Here is a 17230-nt window from a genome sequence, read left to right as displayed (position 1 = left end):
AGGACATGAAATTCGATGTTGTCGGTAGACGTAAATGGTGGTTTATACTCTCAGCGCTCATCCTAATCCCCGGCCTGATCTCTATGATGACTCAAGGCTTTAATCTAGGCATTGATTTTACCGGGGGCACTTTGCTTGACCTTAAATTTGCTCGCCCGGTCACAGTTGCGGAGGTCCGCGACGTACTCAAGGATTATCAATTAGAAGGCAGTACCATTCAGTTGGCTCTGACCGGTCAGGAAGAAAGGTCACCTAACGTATTCATACGTACCCACGTGCTCAATGAAGATGAACGACGGACGGTACTTACAGGTTTTGAGACCAAACTGGGTGCTTTTGAATTGCTCAGGGTTGAAAAGGTTGGAGCCATTATTGGTTCAGAGCTTACCCAACAGGCATTTTTTGCGCTCTTAATCTCTTGGGCGCTCATAGTTGCCTATCTAACCTATCGCTTTGAATTTAAATTTGCTGTTTCTGGGATTGCAGCACTACTTCACGATGTTTTGATTGTGTTGGGTTTGTTTTCAATTCTGCAAAAGGAGATTGACGCTTCCTTTGTTGCTGCTATTTTGACAATTGTCGGTTATTCGATTAACGATTCAATTGTTATTTTTGACCGTATACGCGAAAACCTGAGAACGTATAAAAAAGCAGATGGTCTTGAAGATCTTGTCAACCGCAGCATCTGGCAGACCATGACCCGCTCGATTTATACCGTGTCTACGGTGCTGTTTGCAACAGGATCGATCTATTTGTTTGGCGGAGAGACTACGAAGAACTTCTCGCTGGCGCTTTTGATTGGTTTTACCAGCGGTGCCTACTCTGCGATATTTAATTCCAGTCAGATCTGGGTTTCCTGGAAGCTATATGAAGACCGGCGGCGTCTTGAGCTCAAGACAAAAGGCGCTAAATAATAGCGAACGGTTACATCGGGCCTGCAGCAGTGATTTCACTGCTGCAGGCTTTTTTGCACCATTATGGCCCTGCAGCATATCATATAAGCAAGGCAGGGGGCGATGCATTTGGGAGTTATACTACCGGCGTTGTCGTTGGCGATTTTGCATATTGCTGGTGATAATGTAGCTGTTGTTCCGGCCATGGCTTCATTAATTGGAAACGGCATTTATGCTACAGTCTTCTTATCCTATGTAATATTTGGTTCAGTGGTAGCGGGAACATCGGCCTGGATAGGTGCAAAAAGCGGACGTGAGTTGGCGGTTGTGGTAAAAAGGTTATTTGGTAACCAGGGTAAAATGCTGCTAGCGCTGGCCGTTTTAGCGGTCTCAGTACCTGCCAGCTCATTGACCGGTGGCTATTTTGCTGGCCATATGCTTAATAATCTTACTGGAATTCCCTATTTATGTGCCGTTCCTGTTTGTATAATATCCTGCTCATTGTTGGCAGCCGGCTACGGTCGGGAATTATTACAGATATCTAACTATGTGGCGCTTCTGTTTATTCCGGCGACCGCTATAATGTTAGTTTTGCAATCAGATACGTCTGCGATAATACCTTCTATAAATTTGTTTTCTTTTGATTATATCAGTTGGCCGTTAGTACTTGCACTTATCGGCTATAACGCCGGTGGTATGCGTTCAGCATTAGTGGTAGAAGCAGGCACTTATCTAGCAGATCGAAATTATAAGGGGGTATACTTGGCGGTACTTGCCAAATTCTTTGAGGGTTCTTTTACTTTGCTGTTAGCTCATCTATCCTTAACAAGCGGAACAAATGCGATTATGCCGCTGCCGGTTATTGCCAATCGAGTATTTGACTCATGGTTTGCTTTCGGATTTAACGGCAGTTTGCTATGTGTTTTAATAAACACGATGGTTCCGGCGATGCTAGTCAACGCCAAGCAGCTTAGTGTAATTACCGGCTTAAGCTTTTGGCAAGCTTTGACATTATCAGTAATGTTAGTATGGGGTGGCAGTTTTATTGATTTAGAAGTAATCCTTATGCTGATGAGCGGCACCGGTCTAACAATGATTGCTTTCGTTGTCTTCGTGGCATATTCTCTACATAAACATGGCTGTAATAAGTCACAATAATACTACCAACAGTTAAATTGGTAAGAAACGGGGTAAATAACTTTTGTTGGTTAAATTTTTAGTAACACTTATTATGGTGGCAGGCCTTCTATGCACAGTATCAATAAAAATGCCCGGAACATTGCTCATCTTACTAGGTATTGCAATTTACGGTATATTTACCGGTTTTTCGACTTTCAGTACACCAATTATTGTTGTATTAATAAGTATTTCTGTAGCAGCCGAATTAGGTGGCAGAATGCTGAGAATATACTTAACGAAAGACTATTCAGTTTCAAGAGTGTTTAGCGTTAACAGCTCCATCAGTCATATTGGAGGAGTGGTTGCAACTAATGCATTATTTGGACCTCTTTGGGGACTCATAGTTTGGGAGTTACTTGCCGGTAAGACACTTTTGCCACGTAGTAATACTATAGTCAAAGTACTTACCCGTTTAGCCGGAGTTGCGTTAATCAGAATAATGTGTGGAATAGTTATGATCATACTTGTGCACGTGTATATATTTATATAACAAATTTGTAAATTAACAGGCATTCTGCCTGTTTTTTACGTTATTTTGGTAGTTTATTTGGTAATATAGTCAAATTTTTAAAGGAAAACTCAAGTTTTTGCGAGAATATTAACCCAGATATATGTTTTATGGATGTGATAATAATGATTAACTTGCTGTTTGCATTTATGTTTACTTTATTAGTGGCTATCTTTGCGGTGCAAAATTCTTTGCCGGTCACTGTAACCTTCTTAGCATGGGGCTTCCAAACTTCACTTGTTTTCATTATATTAGGTTCTGCTATTTTTGGTGCTATGACCATTCTATCAATCGCTTTGCTTGTTCAATTTAAACTTAAAAGAAGTCTACATAAAATAAGAACATCACATCAAGAACTAGAAGCTGAACTACGTGAATTAAAGGAAAAACAAGATATCATGCAACAAAATACATAAAAACTAAGAAAAATCCAGCCAAAGTTGCAAAATGTTACACTGTATACTACAATTATCTAGTACAAGGTTACGGAGGTATGTAAACTCATGGCTCGGCGGCAAAAAGCATGGAAACTCTTTCCGGTCAAACATGAATTGGCACTTGAACTTAGCCAAAAACTTAACATATCAGAATATATTGCGCAGACATTGATAAACCGCGGTCTTACGGATGAACAGAAAGTTTCTGAATTTTTGCATGCCGGTGCCGACCATATTGCAAATCCTTACGATCTTAAAGACATGAGAATCGCGGTCGCGAGAATTGTTAAGGCTATTGAAAATAGCGAAAAAATAACGGTGTACGGCGATTATGATGTAGATGGAATTACAGCCTGCGCTACGCTTTATAAAACACTAACCCGTATTGGAGCTAATGTCGCATTTTATATTCCTGACAGGCAAACGGAAGGATATGGTCTTAATATTGAGGCTCTTGACAGCCTTATTAAAACAGGAACCAAATTACTTATTACTGTTGACTGTGGTATTAGTGCCGTGAGCGAAATAAAAACAGTAAAAGAGCTGCTTGACGTTATCATAACCGACCATCATCAACCACCACCGGAATTACCCTCAGCTTTGGCGATTATTAACCCGAAACAATCTGGCTGCACCTATCTTGAAAAAAATTTAGCAGGAGTTGGTGTTGCTTTTAAATTGTGCCAGGCTTTATGGCAGCACTATTACGGAACAGAAACAATTTTTCTTGACTATCTTGATATTGTTGCTATTGGTACAATCGCCGATATTGTACCGCTTACCGGCGAAAACCGGATATTAGTAAAACTAGGGCTTGAACGGCTTACTAAAACAGAAAATCCTGGACTCAAAGCTTTAATAGAAGTCTGTGGACTACATGGTAAAAATATTGATAGTGGTAATGTCGGCTTTGCTATTGCACCACGCCTGAATGCAGTAGGACGTGTCAGCAGGGCGACGGCTGGGGTAGAACTGTTAATCACGAATGACCCGGAATACGCACAGCAGTTAGCTAGTCTTTTAGATGAAGAAAATTCAGCTCGCCAAGCGATAGAAAAATTAATTTTAGCGAAAGCGGAAGAGCAATTAGAAAAAATTGACATCAATGCTGCGAAAGTCTTAGTGTTGTCAGGAGAAGATTGGCATTCAGGTGTAATTGGTATTGTGGCTTCCCGTTTAGTTGATAAATACTATAAACCGGTAATAATGATTAGTGTTCGCGATGGCTATGGTAAAGGTTCCTGCCGCAGTATACCTGCCTTCAATATTTATGAAGCATTGGCCGCTTGCTCTGACCTCTTAACGCAATTTGGTGGCCATCGTCAGGCCGCAGGTCTTACGATACCGGAACAAGATATCCCGCTCCTTAGAGATCGGCTAAATACTCTTGCTGCGAACACCTTATCGGAAGCGGATTATGTGCCTGTACTTACAATCGACTCAGTTTTACCGCTTGAAAGTATCTGTACAGCATTTGTCGAGCAATTAGCCTGTTTGGAGCCATATGGGTTTGGCAATCCTAGTCCCATATTTGCCTGCCACGATGTGCCGCTACGAGAAAAGAAGCTTGTGGGACAGCAAAGCCGTCATTTGAAGCTGAAATTGAAAAATACTGGGGTTAGTGATGTAATAGCCTGGAACATGGGTGAGTTATCTGACAACCTTAGTTGTAAAGACAATATAGATTTGGTATTTGTGCCTAAATATAATGAATGGCAAGGGCAAAAAAACTTGCAGCTTTCGGCGCATGACGTGCGCCGATCCTTAAGCAGAAACATAAAAAAAGACCTGGATGACATTGCACCAGACCGCAAAAGTGTCGGTTTAGTGTACTTAACCATAAAAAAACTCTGTCAGTCAGGAAAAACCAGTGTAACGCTTCAATATCTAGCCGACAAAATTTTTAATGGTTACAACGTTGTTTTCTCAGAAAACATTATTGATATGTCACTAACAATTTTAGAGGAACTGAAGCTTCTAACAAGAGGATTAAAAATGCAAGGTGTGTTTGAACTTCACCTTGCCCCTACGCCACAAGAGAAACTAGATTTAACTGATTCAGCTACCTTTCAGAGAAGTCTAAAATTACGGGAAAACTACTTGAATCAACATATTTAGTTTAGGAGGTTCATGATGGATCTAAGCGAAAAGATTAGAAATGTGCCTGACTTTCCTCAACCTGGAATTCAATTTAAAGATATTACAACTTTACTCAAAGACGGAAAAGCATTTCGGGTAGCTATTGATAGGCTGGTAGAAACTTATAAAGATACGCCTGTCGATGTCGTAATAGGCCCCGAAGCACGAGGATTTGTCGTGGGAGCACCCGTGGCCTATGTATTGGGAGCAGGCTTTGTTCCTATTCGCAAACCAGGTAAATTGCCGGCTGAAACAATAAGTTACGGCTACACATTAGAGTATGGCAAAAATTCGCTAGAGATTCATAAAGATGCTATAGAACCAGGAAGTAAGGTCCTTATTGTTGACGATTTACTGGCCACAGGCGGCACTACTATGGCTACAATAAAAATGGTAGAGCAGCTTGGCGGCGAAATAGTGGGATTGGCTTTTTTAATTGAACTTTCTTTTTTAAATGGCCGAAAAGTCCTAGAAGGTTACGATATAACTTCACTAGTTAAGTACTAATTCGATAAAGTAGACTTACCTTTCAGATGGGTTTTTAGCCCCACCTGAAAGGTAGTCGCCCTTATCCAGGAACTTAACGCTCTAAGACTCCCTCTTGGAGATGAGGAAGTCTTAGAGCGAGTTAGTTATCTGATAAATTAAGCTATTAAGCAGCGGCAAGCAGAGGTGAAATCATGGGAAGTGACGCACAAGGAAAAAAGGAAAACAAGCCAACTATTGAGGATATACTAGCGAAAATTAACGCTAATCAATCTGATGCACCGTTGCTGCTAGTCGAAAAAGCCTATCAGATGGCTCAGAATGCCCATAAGGGGCAACTTAGAGTATCAGGAGAAGAGTATATTTGTCATCCATTAGGTGTTGCCAATATACTGGCTGACCTGCAAATTGATGCCGTTACTATTAGTGCCGGCTTATTGCATGATGTGGTGGAAGATACTGATGTTACCCTAGAAATGCTTGAAAAAGAATTTGGCAAAGAAATTGCCATGCTTGTCGACGGTGTTACTAAGCTAAACCGCATTGAGTATAAATCGAAAGAAGAGCAGCAGTTAGAAAACTACCGTAAAATGTTTTTAGCGATGGCCAAAGATATTAGGGTAGTTTTGATAAAACTTGCAGACCGGTTACACAATATGCGTACGCTCAAATATATGGCATCCTATAAGCAGCAAGAAATATCCAGGGAAACTTTAGAAATATTTGCGCCGCTTGCACACCGGCTAGGCATTTCAAACATTAAATGGGAATTAGAAGACTTATCCTTTAGATTTTTAGAACCTGAAAAATACTATAGGCTTGTTGAACAAGTTAAACAGAAACGAAAAGAACGGGAAGAGATCATAACCGATGCGATTGCCCTTATGGTCGAACGCTTGGAAAGTGTTGGTATAAAAGCTGAAATTCAAGGCCGGCCTAAACATTTTTATAGTATCTACAAAAAAATGAAGAAAAGTCATAAGCAGGATGTCAGTGAAATCTATGATTTATCTGCCATCCGTATTGTTGTTGATACGGTAAAAGACTGCTACGGAGCTTTAGGAATCGTTCATGCGTTATGGAAACCATTACCGGGCAGGTTTAAAGATTATATTGCTATGCCTAAATCCAATGGGTATCAGTCGCTGCACACAACGGTAATCGGACAATCCGGTCAACCGCTTGAAATCCAAATTCGGACGCTGGAGATGCATCGTATTTCTGAATACGGTATTGCCGCTCATTGGCGTTATAAAGAAGGCGGTAAGGGATCAGCAAATAAAGACACTGATCAAAAACTGGCTTGGCTGAGGCAGCTTTTGGAATGGCATGGAGATTTACGAGATCCGCGCGAATTCATTGAGACAGTAAAAATGGACGTTTTTGCCGATGAGGTTTTTGTATTTACGCCCCGTGGAGATGTAATTGATTTGCCTGCCGGTTCAGTACCGCTTGACTTTGCTTATCGTATTCACACCGATGTTGGACATCGCTGTGTCGGTGCAAAAGTAAATGGTAAGCTTATTCCGCTTGAGTCTAAACTGAATAACGGCGATATTGTAGAAATAATCACTGCAAAACAGAGTAGTGGTCCCAGCCGTGATTGGTTGAATGTTGTCGGCTCCTCTGAAACCAGAAATAAAATTAGGCAATGGTTCAAAAAAGAAAAACGAGAAGAAAATATTGCTAAAGGCCGGGAAATGATTGAACGTGAAACCAAGAAACTCGGCTATGAATGGCGCGATCTTACAAAAGGTGACCGCCTGATGGAAGCAGCCAAAAAAATGAATATTTCTAGTGAAGAGGACTTATTTGAAGGATTAGGCTATGGCGGTGTAACACTGCATGGTGTTATGACCAAGCTAATCGAAGCTTATAAAAAGGAATTAAAAAGTACAACACCGCCAGATATCTCTGCCATGCTGGCGGAGCTAAAACCTAAGCGTCCTAAAAATAAGTCTGGTCATGGTATTCTAGTTAAGGGTGAATCCGGGCTTATGGTCAGGTTGGCAAGGTGCTGCAATCCACTGCCTGGTGATAGTATCGTTGGTTATATTACCAGAGGCAGAGGCGTATCTGTACACCGCGCAGACTGTCCCAATATACTCAATAACCAGGAAGAATATGAACGCATGATTGAAGTAACCTGGGATATTCCCGGAGATACATTATATAAAGTTTCGATTGAAATTACGGGAACAGACCGTTCTAACCTTCTTTCCGATATCATGATGGTTGCTGCCGATTCAAAAATTAATGTATCATCACTTAATGCCAAAGTGCACAAAAATAAAAGTGCCTTTATAAACATAGATCTCGATATAGGTAGCTTAACGCAATTAGAACACCTTATGACTAAAATACGTAGAATCCAGGATGTATATACTGTGCATCGTACGACCCAAACCTTAGGAGGATTTTGATGCGAGCTGTTGTTCAACTAACCGATCAAGCCAGTGTTACTGTAGATGGCCAGGTTATTGCCGATACTAAAGCAGGTTTAACCGTTTTTCTAGGGGTAGGACAGGAAGACACTGAACAGGATGCAAAATATCTTGCGGAAAAAATTGTAAATTTACGAATTTTTCCTGATGATGCGGGGAAAATGAATTTATCTCTTTTGGATATAAATGGTGAATTATTAGCTGTTTCCCAATTCACACTATATGGTGATTGCCGTAAGGGCCGTCGTCCAAGTTTTGACGCCGCTGCGCCGCCTCAGGCCGCCATAGAGCTTTACGAGTATTTTATTAAGCTTTGCCGCGATCTGGGAGCAAATGTTTCGTGCGGTCAATTTCAGGCTGAGATGGTAATTCGTTTAACTAATCATGGGCCGGTCACAATGCTACTAGATAGTAAACGGCTGTTCTAATAGGAGAGTGTAATTTAAGTGAAAATAATTCAACTGGAAGTAGGAAATCTGGGAACAAATTGCTATATTGTATATTGTGAACAAACTAAAAAAGCGGGAGTCATTGATCCCGGCGGAAGTGCTGCATCTATAATTGCAGAAATCCATAGAGCTAACCTGGAGGTTGAGTATATTATAAATACTCATGGGCATGCCGATCATATTGCCGCCAATGACGCTGTTCAGAAGGCTACTGGGGCAAAAGTACTAATTCATCATAGCGATGCGAATATGTTGACAAGTGCCCAAGCCAACCTTTCCATGTATATTGGCGGTGCGATTGTTTGCCAGGAGGCCGATCGTTTGCTTAGCCATAACGATACTATTACTATTGGAACTATAGAGTTTAAGGTTCTGCATACACCTGGACATACTCAAGGTGGTATTTGCTTACTGGCAGATAAAGTATTGATAGCAGGTGATACTCTGTTTGCTGAGTCAATTGGGCGAACAGATTTTCCTGGTGGATCATACAGTGAATTAATAAATGGAATAAAGGAACACCTAATGATACTTGACGATGATGTTAAAGTCTTGCCAGGACATGGTCCGTCAACGACTATTGGCACAGAACGTAAACTCAATCCCTTTATACAGTAGTACAGAAAGCCTATGTTTATTTCAATTGCTGTTTGGATAAAGGTCGTCATTTTAATTTTAGGGGTTTACGTTCTCAGTCAGGTAACGCCCATCTACCTGCCTATTATCGTAGCAGTAGTGGTTTCTTTTGTACTTAACCCAATTGTTACCTTGCTGACCAAAGTACCTTTAGGTACCAAAAAATTTTATTTACCCCGTGGTATTGCTATTCTGTTAACTTTTCTGCTGGCAGGCGTACTTCTTTCCGTTGTAACAAGTTTTATTTTGTTGCCATTTGTTAATGAATTTAATAATTTTGTTGTAGATTTACCTAAACTCGCTAAGAGAATTAAGACTTTAACCGATCTAATTGAAAAACAGGCATATTCTACATATATACCTGATAATATTCGCACGGTAGTGGAAGAAGGATTAGGGAGTGCCGCTTCCTACGCTGTGGGATTAGTAAAAAGTGCAATCAATGCATCAATTGCTTTTGCTTCACAAGTAATTGAATTGGTAGTCGTACCGGTTTTAGCCTATTACTTTTTAAAAGATTGGCAAAGTCTTAAAGCGAGTTTTGTAACGATTTTTCCCCGTTCCGCTCACGCTGCAGCTAGAACTATCATTGAAGAAATGGGCGCCGTTGTCAGTAATTATATTCGAGGTCAAGTAGTTATCAGTGTTATAATGGGCTTGCTGGTATTTAGCGGTATGTATTTTTTAGGAGTAGATTATCCGCTGGTGTTAGGACTATTGGCTGCATTAACCGAAACTATACCGATAATTGGCCCAATTATTGGCGCAATACCCGCTATTTTATTAGCTTATTTAATATCACCACTATTGGCAACAAAAGTTGCAGTTTTTTACATAATTATCCATCAAGTTGAAAATCACATAATTGTTCCCAATATCATGGGGCATACTATTGATTTACATCCAATCTTAGTAATTATAAGTTTACTAATTGGTGGACAGTTGTACGGAATCATGGGCATGATTGTGGCTGTACCGGTTGCAGCATTGCTAAAAGTACTGCTCCGGCACCTATGGTATCTTGATGATGTTAATAAAGATAGGTGAAGATGAATGACGATTGATTTATCCAAAATGCGCCAAAAATTTAGAGAGCGGGAATATAAGCTCACACCGCAGCGGCAAATGATTTTACAGGTTTTTATGGATAATCGTGGCAAACATTTAAGTGCTGAGGACGTTCACAATATCGTAAGGCAGCAATCCAATGATATTGGATTAGCCACAGTTTATCGCACACTTGAATTATTGAGTGAGCTAGAAATCCTGCAAAAAATGGATTTTGGCGATGGCCGGAGCCGATACGAGCTTAATGAAAATAGTACTCCTCACCACCACCATCATCTTATCTGTATTACCTGCGGGAAAGTAATAGAATTTGAAGATGACCTGCTTGAAGACCTTGAAAATGTAATCGCCAAAAACAGTAACTTTACAATTATTGACCATCAAGTTAAGTTTTACGGACATTGTCAGGAGTGCCGGGAAAAACGTGAAGGTTAAAAACTTTTTTTACTTACCGGCAGCTGATAGTGAAATTAATGTATTAGCAGCTATTCGTGGCACTATGGTGTTATTTAAGGTTGATTATGCAGGTAGTTGGATAAAAGAAACTGGAATGGCACAGCTTGCTAACGGCAGCGTACTAGTAGAGGATGCTATAAGCTATAAAAATAACGAAATATCAGTTAAAATAACAATAAGTTTTTATGACTTTGATGGTAATCTAACCCGTTTCGATACCTCGAAATGCAAGTCATTAGCATCGAGTGAGATTGAAGAAGATACAACCTCTCTTGCCAGACGGTTAGTACGACTTAATGTTCTTTCGCTTATGCGTAAAATATCGGAAGAAGATCCCGGTCCATGGGGCATTTTGCGCGGGGTACGGCCAACGAAAATTGCGCACCGGTTGCTTGATCAAAATCACAGTAGGAATGAAATTATTAATAAACTTATTGATGACTATGCATTAGATTCAGCTAAATCAGAGCTTATTACCGGTATAGCAATCCATCAACGGCCAATAATAGCAAACCCTACGAATTCTATAAGTGAAAGAAAGATCGGTATTTACATAGGTATACCCTACTGTCCATCGAGATGTTTATACTGCTCATTTCCATCCTATATCTTGCCCGAGCGTAGAGAACAGCTTGATTCTTTTTTACGGGCAATTAAGAGAGACATTGAAAGCGCAGCCGAATTAATAGCAAAAAATAGTTTAATTGTAGAAAATATATATGTAGGAGGGGGTACTCCTACAAGTTTAGCGGCTTCTGACTTAGCAGAGCTGCTTGATTTAATTAAAAAATCCTTTAGTGTAACAAAAACAACAGAATTTACTGTTGAGGCCGGTCGTCCGGATAGTATGAATAACGACAAAATTGATGTGTTACGGCAAACCGGAATAACTCGTGTTAGCATAAACCCCCAAACAATGCAGGATAAAACTTTAAAACAAATTGGACGACGGCATACCGTTCAGGATATAATAGACATATTCGGGAAAATACGCCATGCTGGCATTCCAACGATAAACATGGACATAATTGCCGGACTTCCCGGTGAAACAGTAAACGATTTGGAAGATACTATGCGCCAGATTACCTCACTGAATCCTGAAAATATTACAATACACACGTTAGCTTTAAAACGTGGTTCGCTGCTAAAAGAATCGTTGAATTCAGTAGGCCATGATTTACCTAGCGAAGAGACGACCAAACAAATGCTGGCTATTGGTGCTGAATATACCAAAGATATGAATATGCATCCATACTATCTATACCGGCAAAAGTACATGACCGGTAACTTAGAAAATGTAGGTTATGCTAAACCAGATACCGATTGCATTTATAATATTCAGATCATGGAAGAACGCCAGACTATTATTGGAATCGGTCCTGCTGCAGGCACTAAGGCAGTAAACCCCAAAAACTGGCATTTGCAAAGCTCCTATAATGCAAAGGACGTTACTTCTTATATAAAAAATTTAGATATATATTTAAACGAAAGATACACCCTGCTTTCCAGACTGTATGGCAATCGTGAGGAGGATAAACAATGCTAACAACAGCCCCAAGGGGAACAAGAGATATATTGCCTGACACTAGCGGCTACTGGCAGTATGTTGAAAAAGTGCTACGCGAAGTATGCCGTAATTTTGCTTACCAAGAGATCCGTACACCAATTTTTGAGCATACTGAACTTTTTTTACGTGGTATTGGAGAAACAACAGATATTGTTGAAAAAGAAATGTATACATTCACCGACAGAGGCAACCGCAGTATTACCCTACGACCTGAAAATACCGCTTCTGTAGTCAGATCATATTTAGAAAACAAGCTTTACTCCGGACCGCAGCCATCAAAACTATATTATGTTGGCCCTATGTTTAGATATGATCGTCCGCAAGCCGGCCGTTATCGTCAGTTCCATCAATTTGGAATTGAGGCTATAGGGGCAAAAGGACCTGCAATAGATGCCGAAATTATTAGTCTCGCCGTTGAATTTCTCAATAAATTAGGATTAAACGATTTAAAATTATTCATAAACTCGGTCGGATGTCCAAATTGCCGTCCGGTTTATCGTAAAAAGCTGCAGGAATTTTTCCAAGACAAGCTGACCCATTTATGCAGCGATTGTCAATCACGTTATGACCGTAATCCAATGCGCATATTAGATTGCAAAAATGAAAAATGCTCCGAACTTTCAGACGGGGCTCCGCACATGGTAGATTGCTTATGCGACGAGTGCAGCAGTCATTTTACTGGATTCAAAGAATTATTGACAGCAGCAGGTATCAGCTTTGTAATCAATCCCCGCTTAGTTCGTGGCCTTGATTACTATACCAAAACTGCATTTGAAATTCAGTATGCTCCGTTAGGAGCACAGAGTGCTGTATGTGGCGGCGGACGTTATGATGGTCTAATTGCTGAGTGCGGCGGGCAACCAACGCCTGGAATTGGTTTCGCTATTGGCATAGAAAGAGTACTTTTGGCACTGGAGAAACAAGAGTTATTCCCGCAAATAACTACCGCTATTGATGTATTTGTAGCTCCTCTGGGCATTGAAACACAAGCGGCAGGATTTCAGATACTCACCGATCTGCGCCGGGCAGGCCTTACCGCAGATATGGATTTTATGAGCCGCAGTTTAAAAGCGCAAATGAAGTACGCCAATAAATACCCAGCTAAATTTGTAGCCCTAATCGGCGAAGATGAACTGGTACAAAATAAAATAATGCTAAAGAATATGGAAACAGGGAATCAGGAACTAATTAACAAATCTGACCTGTTACATATGATTATAGAGGGGATGGAGAAATAATGACTGAAATGGAAGCAACTTATGAAGCAAATAGTATCGACACTATGCAAGGGTTAAAACGTACTCATTCATGCAATCACTTAAACCAAAATCATACTGGACAAGAGGTAGTATTGTGTGGGTGGGTATCACGCCGGCGTGACCACGGTGGATTAATTTTCGTTGATCTTAGAGACCGCTCAGGTATTGTTCAGGTAGTATTCTCACCTGACGTTAATAAAGAAGCTTTTGTAAAAGCTGAAATGGTTCGCAACGAGTATGTACTTGCCGTCCGCGGTATTGTAAAAGCCCGCTCTGAAGAAACCATCAACCCGAACATGGATACAGGTACTATCGAAGTATACGGTAATGAACTGAGAATTTTAAACGCGGCAAAAAATCCGCCATTTTATATACAAGATGAGATTGATGTCGACGAACTGCTGCGTCTGAAACACCGTTATCTAGATTTGCGTAGACCTGAAATGCAAAAAGACCTTATGCTGCGCCATCGGGTAACAAAATCCATGCGAGACTTTTTGGACAAACACACTTTTGTTGAAGTGGAAACGCCAATTCTTACTAAAAGCAGCCCGGAGGGCGCCCGCGACTATCTTGTTCCTAGCCGCGTTAACCCTGGAAAATTCTACGCATTGCCACAATCTCCGCAAATCTACAAGCAACTATTAATGGTTGCTGGTATGGAGCGCTACTTCCAGATTGCCCGCTGCTTCCGTGATGAAGATTTGAGAGCAGACCGTCAACCGGAATTTACCCAGCTTGACATTGAAATGTCCTTTATTGACCGGGAGGATATTCTGTCGCTCACAGAACAAATGATAGCCCATATCTTTAAAGAAGGTGTTGGTAGAGATGTTCCTACGCCAATTGTCCGCTTAACCTATGATGAGGCTATGGCTCGCTATGGTTCTGACAAACCAGATATTCGTTTTGGCATGGAGCTAATTGACCTGTCTGATATCTTTAAGGATTCCGGTTTTAAAGTATTTGATAGTGTCTTAGCAAACGGTGGACAAGTTAAAGCAATTAATGTCAAAGGCTATGCCAATGCACCACGCCGTGAACTAGATGGTCTTGTTGACTATGTAGCTACATATGGCGCAAAAGGGTTGGCCTGGATATGCTATACAGAAGAAGGATTAAAGTCTCCAATCACTAAGTTCTTTAGTGAAGAAACGATTAACAAAATGACAGCCGCTACTCAGGCTGAAATCGGGGACTTAGTATTATTTGTTGCCGATAAACCAAAAGTGGTTGCGGCCGCTCTTGGCCAGCTCCGGTTAGAAATGGGCAGAAGACTGGGCTTAATTGACCCGGATAAGCTTTCCTTCTTATGGGTTATTGACTTCCCCATGTTTGAATACGACGAAGAGTCTAAGCGCTGGGTTGCTATGCACCATCCGTTTACCTCACCGCGTGATGAAGACATCCAATATCTCGGCAGCGACCCTGGTAAAATCAAAGCAAAAGCTTATGATATGGTGCTAAATGGAATTGAACTTGGCGGCGGCAGCCTCCGGATATTCAACCGCAGCCTGCAGGAGAAAGTATTTTCAGCTATCGGGCTTACCCAGGAAGAAGCTATGGATAAGTTTGGATACTTACTTGAAGCCTTCGAATACGGTACTCCACCGCATGGCGGCATTGCCTTCGGATTAGACCGTTTGGTTATGCTTATGGCGAAACGCGCTTCGATCCGCGACGTAATCGCCTTCCCTAAAACGCAAAGCGCTTCTGATATGATGATGCAGGCCCCTTCAGATGTTGGAGCACGGCAGCTTAAGGAGCTCTATATTAAATCGGAAGTCGTCACAAAAAAGAAACCTGACTAAATGGAAGAATATTCCGTGATCTAAACACTTGCAATTGCGTGATTTATTTGATAATATAAAAACGAACTAAAGAAAGCACTCAACCCCTGCTGTGTGCGTGTGATGTCTATGTTTTGAGCCAACACATTGACTTAGGGAACTAGGCTCTGGTCATAGCGTGTATGCCCTGAAATTAGGGACACATAAAGTGATTAGGCGAGTACCCACCTGCCGAGGGCAGGTTCAAAACACAGGCGGTACGGCATAGTGGGGATTGAGTTTTTCCGTTTATAATTTTATGGCCATTGCTCCAATTACTTTGGACGCAATGGCCTATTTTATAGCAGTCATATTTTTACTCCTTATGTTGCAATCCAGTTAAACGGAATATTTTCTACTTTTTTTGATTGAGTATTTAAGGAAAAACCCAGGAATTTCAGTTCTTAACCAGAATACTAAATATATATATTTCTTATTTGGGGAGTGAATTAATTGATACCGTACCCACAGGTAACTTTTAATACATTCACTGATTAAAAAAATGATGATCATTTCTCGGGGAGATATAACCATGGACCTTTTTAGCTATCAAAATAATGCTGTATCAATTCAGCAGCCTCTGGCAGAGAGGATGCGGCCAAGAACGTTAGATGAATACATAGGACAAGAGCATTTACTGGCAAAAGGTAAAGTATTACGCAAACTGATTGAATCCGACCAAGTTCAGTCAATGATTCTTCAAGGTCCGCCGGCAACAGGAAAAACTAGTCTTGCATCGATAATAAGTGCTACAACAAGCGCAGAATTTATCAAATTGAATGCGGTATCACTTACGATAGCTGAGCTTAGGTCAGTTATTGAAAAAGCACGGGAAAATTTGAAATACTACCAAAAGAGAACCATTGTCTTCATCGATGAAATTCATGCGATGAAATCAAATATCCAGATGTCTCTGTTGCAAGTGGTTGAAAACGGTACATTCATCTTGATTGGAGCAACGACTGAAAGTATAACCCATGATATCATTCCGCCGCTTGTCTCCCGCTGCAAAGTATACAACCTATATGCTTTAAAGACAGCGGAAATAAAAAAAATAATTATTACGACTCTTACTGATTCTAAGCGAGGGTTAGGTAATAGAAATCTTGAAATAACCCCAGAAGCGTTAGACTATTTAGCAGATGTATGTAATGGGGACATCCGCAGTGCCTTAAATGCTCTGGAATATGCTGCTGCGTCAACCGGCAATGAAAGTACTATCGACTTAGAGACGCTGCAGCAAACTTTTCAACTTAAACTAAATGGTATATCAACAACCGATTCCTATGACCTAATATCCGCTTTTATCAAATCAATGAGAGGAAGCCAAACAGATGCCGCTTTGTATTGGCTTGCTCGAATGCTGGATTCAGGAATGGATCCGCTCTTCATTGCGAGAAGAATAGTAATCCAAGCTGCTGAGGATGTTGGCATGGCTAATCCCCAAGCATTACAAATTGCTGTCGCGGCCAAACAAGCGATCGAGTTTATTGGTATGCCGGAAGCCAGAATTCCTTTAGCTGAAGCTGTAATATTTGTTTCTGAAAGTCCAAAATCCAATTCAGCCTATAAAGCAATTAACCGTGCTTTGGAAGTAGTAAGAAATACCCGAGCCTATCCTGTGCCAAGCCACTTGAAAAATAGTAGCGGGTTATATGTCAATCCGATAGATAATCCGAAAGCACGACTTGACTATTTGCCTCCAGAAATACAAAATTCGAAGTTTTACAAACCGCAAAATTCTGGTATTGAAGCAAAGCTGTTTTCTAAGCATAACAATGGCAAGTCAGAGTAAGCCCACAATAGTGGGTTTATTTTTTTTATAACAGTAACGATCCTAATTTATTAGCAGTGCATTCTGAAGGTTTAAGTTGTTTTTC

At 40.7% G+C, this 17230-nt stretch carries 15 protein-coding genes and 1 other RNA gene; all 16 read left to right on the top strand.

The window, feature by feature from the left end; translation table 11 throughout:
• The first annotated feature begins 5 nt into the window (after window positions 1-5).
• Complete coding sequence (gene secF / locus SRRS_RS13290; protein WP_371369538.1) at window positions 6-914, top strand: protein translocase subunit SecF; 909 nt, start codon at window positions 6-8, stop codon at window positions 912-914.
• Between the two features lie 108 nt (window positions 915-1022).
• The gene (locus SRRS_RS13285; RefSeq protein ID WP_371369536.1) at window positions 1023-2051 is read left to right on the top strand and encodes a hypothetical protein; all 1029 of its coding nucleotides are present in this window, start codon (window positions 1023-1025) and stop codon (window positions 2049-2051) included.
• A 43-nt stretch (window positions 2052-2094) separates the two neighbouring features.
• Window positions 2095-2562, top strand: coding sequence for a DUF456 family protein (locus tag SRRS_RS13280; protein ID WP_371369534.1), 468 nt, complete (start codon window positions 2095-2097; stop codon window positions 2560-2562).
• A gap of 143 nt (window positions 2563-2705) precedes the next feature.
• Window positions 2706-2996 (top strand): lipopolysaccharide assembly LapA domain-containing protein, encoded by a 291-nt coding sequence (locus tag SRRS_RS13275; protein WP_371369533.1) that lies wholly within the window; start codon window positions 2706-2708, stop codon window positions 2994-2996.
• A gap of 87 nt (window positions 2997-3083) precedes the next feature.
• Entirely contained in the window at window positions 3084-5135 is a 2052-nt protein-coding gene (recJ, locus tag SRRS_RS13270) for a single-stranded-DNA-specific exonuclease RecJ (protein ID WP_371369531.1), read from the top strand.
• A gap of 15 nt (window positions 5136-5150) precedes the next feature.
• Entirely contained in the window at window positions 5151-5663 is a 513-nt protein-coding gene (locus SRRS_RS13265; protein ID WP_371369822.1) for an adenine phosphoribosyltransferase, read from the top strand.
• 173 nt (window positions 5664-5836) lie between these two features.
• Window positions 5837-8065: a bifunctional (p)ppGpp synthetase/guanosine-3',5'-bis(diphosphate) 3'-pyrophosphohydrolase gene (locus SRRS_RS13260; protein ID WP_371369529.1), complete on the top strand. Its 2229-nt coding sequence runs from the start codon at window positions 5837-5839 to the stop codon at window positions 8063-8065.
• Complete coding sequence (gene dtd / locus SRRS_RS13255) at window positions 8065-8514, top strand: D-aminoacyl-tRNA deacylase (RefSeq protein WP_371369527.1); 450 nt, start codon at window positions 8065-8067, stop codon at window positions 8512-8514. The genes SRRS_RS13260 and dtd overlap by 1 nt, the downstream gene beginning before the upstream one ends.
• An 18-nt stretch (window positions 8515-8532) precedes the next feature.
• Complete coding sequence (locus SRRS_RS13250) at window positions 8533-9153, top strand: MBL fold metallo-hydrolase (RefSeq protein WP_371369525.1); 621 nt, start codon at window positions 8533-8535, stop codon at window positions 9151-9153.
• Between the two features lie 12 nt (window positions 9154-9165).
• Entirely contained in the window at window positions 9166-10218 is a 1053-nt protein-coding gene (locus SRRS_RS13245) for an AI-2E family transporter (protein ID WP_371369524.1), read from the top strand.
• A gap of 6 nt (window positions 10219-10224) precedes the next feature.
• Entirely contained in the window at window positions 10225-10674 is a 450-nt protein-coding gene (locus SRRS_RS13240) for a Fur family transcriptional regulator (protein ID WP_371369522.1), read from the top strand.
• Entirely contained in the window at window positions 10664-12241 is a 1578-nt protein-coding gene (gene hemZ / locus SRRS_RS13235) for a coproporphyrinogen dehydrogenase HemZ (protein ID WP_371369520.1), read from the top strand. Before SRRS_RS13240 ends, hemZ begins: the two co-directional genes overlap by 11 nt.
• Window positions 12235-13500 (top strand): histidine--tRNA ligase, encoded by a 1266-nt coding sequence (gene hisS, locus SRRS_RS13230; protein WP_371369518.1) that lies wholly within the window; start codon window positions 12235-12237, stop codon window positions 13498-13500. The genes hemZ and hisS overlap by 7 nt, the downstream gene beginning before the upstream one ends.
• Window positions 13501-13535: 35 nt before the next feature.
• On the top strand, window positions 13536-15332 hold the full coding sequence (gene aspS / locus SRRS_RS13225; protein WP_371369820.1) for an aspartate--tRNA ligase: 1797 nt from the start codon (window positions 13536-13538) through the stop codon (window positions 15330-15332).
• Between the two features lie 80 nt (window positions 15333-15412).
• Window positions 15413-15589, top strand: a non-coding RNA gene (gene ssrS, locus SRRS_RS13220) — 6S RNA.
• A gap of 293 nt (window positions 15590-15882) precedes the next feature.
• Window positions 15883-17145 carry a replication-associated recombination protein A gene (locus SRRS_RS13215; protein WP_371369516.1) on the top strand — a complete coding sequence of 421 codons (1263 nt, stop codon included), beginning with the start codon at window positions 15883-15885 and terminating at the stop codon, window positions 17143-17145.
• The last annotated feature ends 85 nt before the right edge of the window (window positions 17146-17230 follow it).

This window comes from Sporomusa rhizae (assembly GCF_041428845.1).
GTDB classification, from domain to species: Bacteria; Bacillota; Negativicutes; order Sporomusales; family Sporomusaceae; genus Sporomusa; species Sporomusa rhizae.
This window is presented reverse-complemented; position numbering and strand designations above follow the sequence as displayed.

Coding starts and splice junctions, on each gene's coding strand:
- hisS (WP_371369518.1), top strand. CDS start 12,235: ATGCTAACAACAGCCCCAAGGGGAACAAGAGATATATTGCCTGACACT.
- dtd (WP_371369527.1), top strand. CDS start 8,065: ATGCGAGCTGTTGTTCAACTAACCGATCAAGCCAGTGTTACTGTAGAT.
- secF (WP_371369538.1), top strand. CDS start 6: ATGAAATTCGATGTTGTCGGTAGACGTAAATGGTGGTTTATACTCTCA.
- SRRS_RS13260 (WP_371369529.1), top strand. CDS start 5,837: ATGGGAAGTGACGCACAAGGAAAAAAGGAAAACAAGCCAACTATTGAG.
- SRRS_RS13240 (WP_371369522.1), top strand. CDS start 10,225: ATGACGATTGATTTATCCAAAATGCGCCAAAAATTTAGAGAGCGGGAA.
- SRRS_RS13245 (WP_371369524.1), top strand. CDS start 9,166: ATGTTTATTTCAATTGCTGTTTGGATAAAGGTCGTCATTTTAATTTTA.
- SRRS_RS13215 (WP_371369516.1), top strand. CDS start 15,883: ATGGACCTTTTTAGCTATCAAAATAATGCTGTATCAATTCAGCAGCCT.
- SRRS_RS13275 (WP_371369533.1), top strand. CDS start 2,706: ATGATTAACTTGCTGTTTGCATTTATGTTTACTTTATTAGTGGCTATC.
- SRRS_RS13265 (WP_371369822.1), top strand. CDS start 5,151: ATGGATCTAAGCGAAAAGATTAGAAATGTGCCTGACTTTCCTCAACCT.
- recJ (WP_371369531.1), top strand. CDS start 3,084: ATGGCTCGGCGGCAAAAAGCATGGAAACTCTTTCCGGTCAAACATGAA.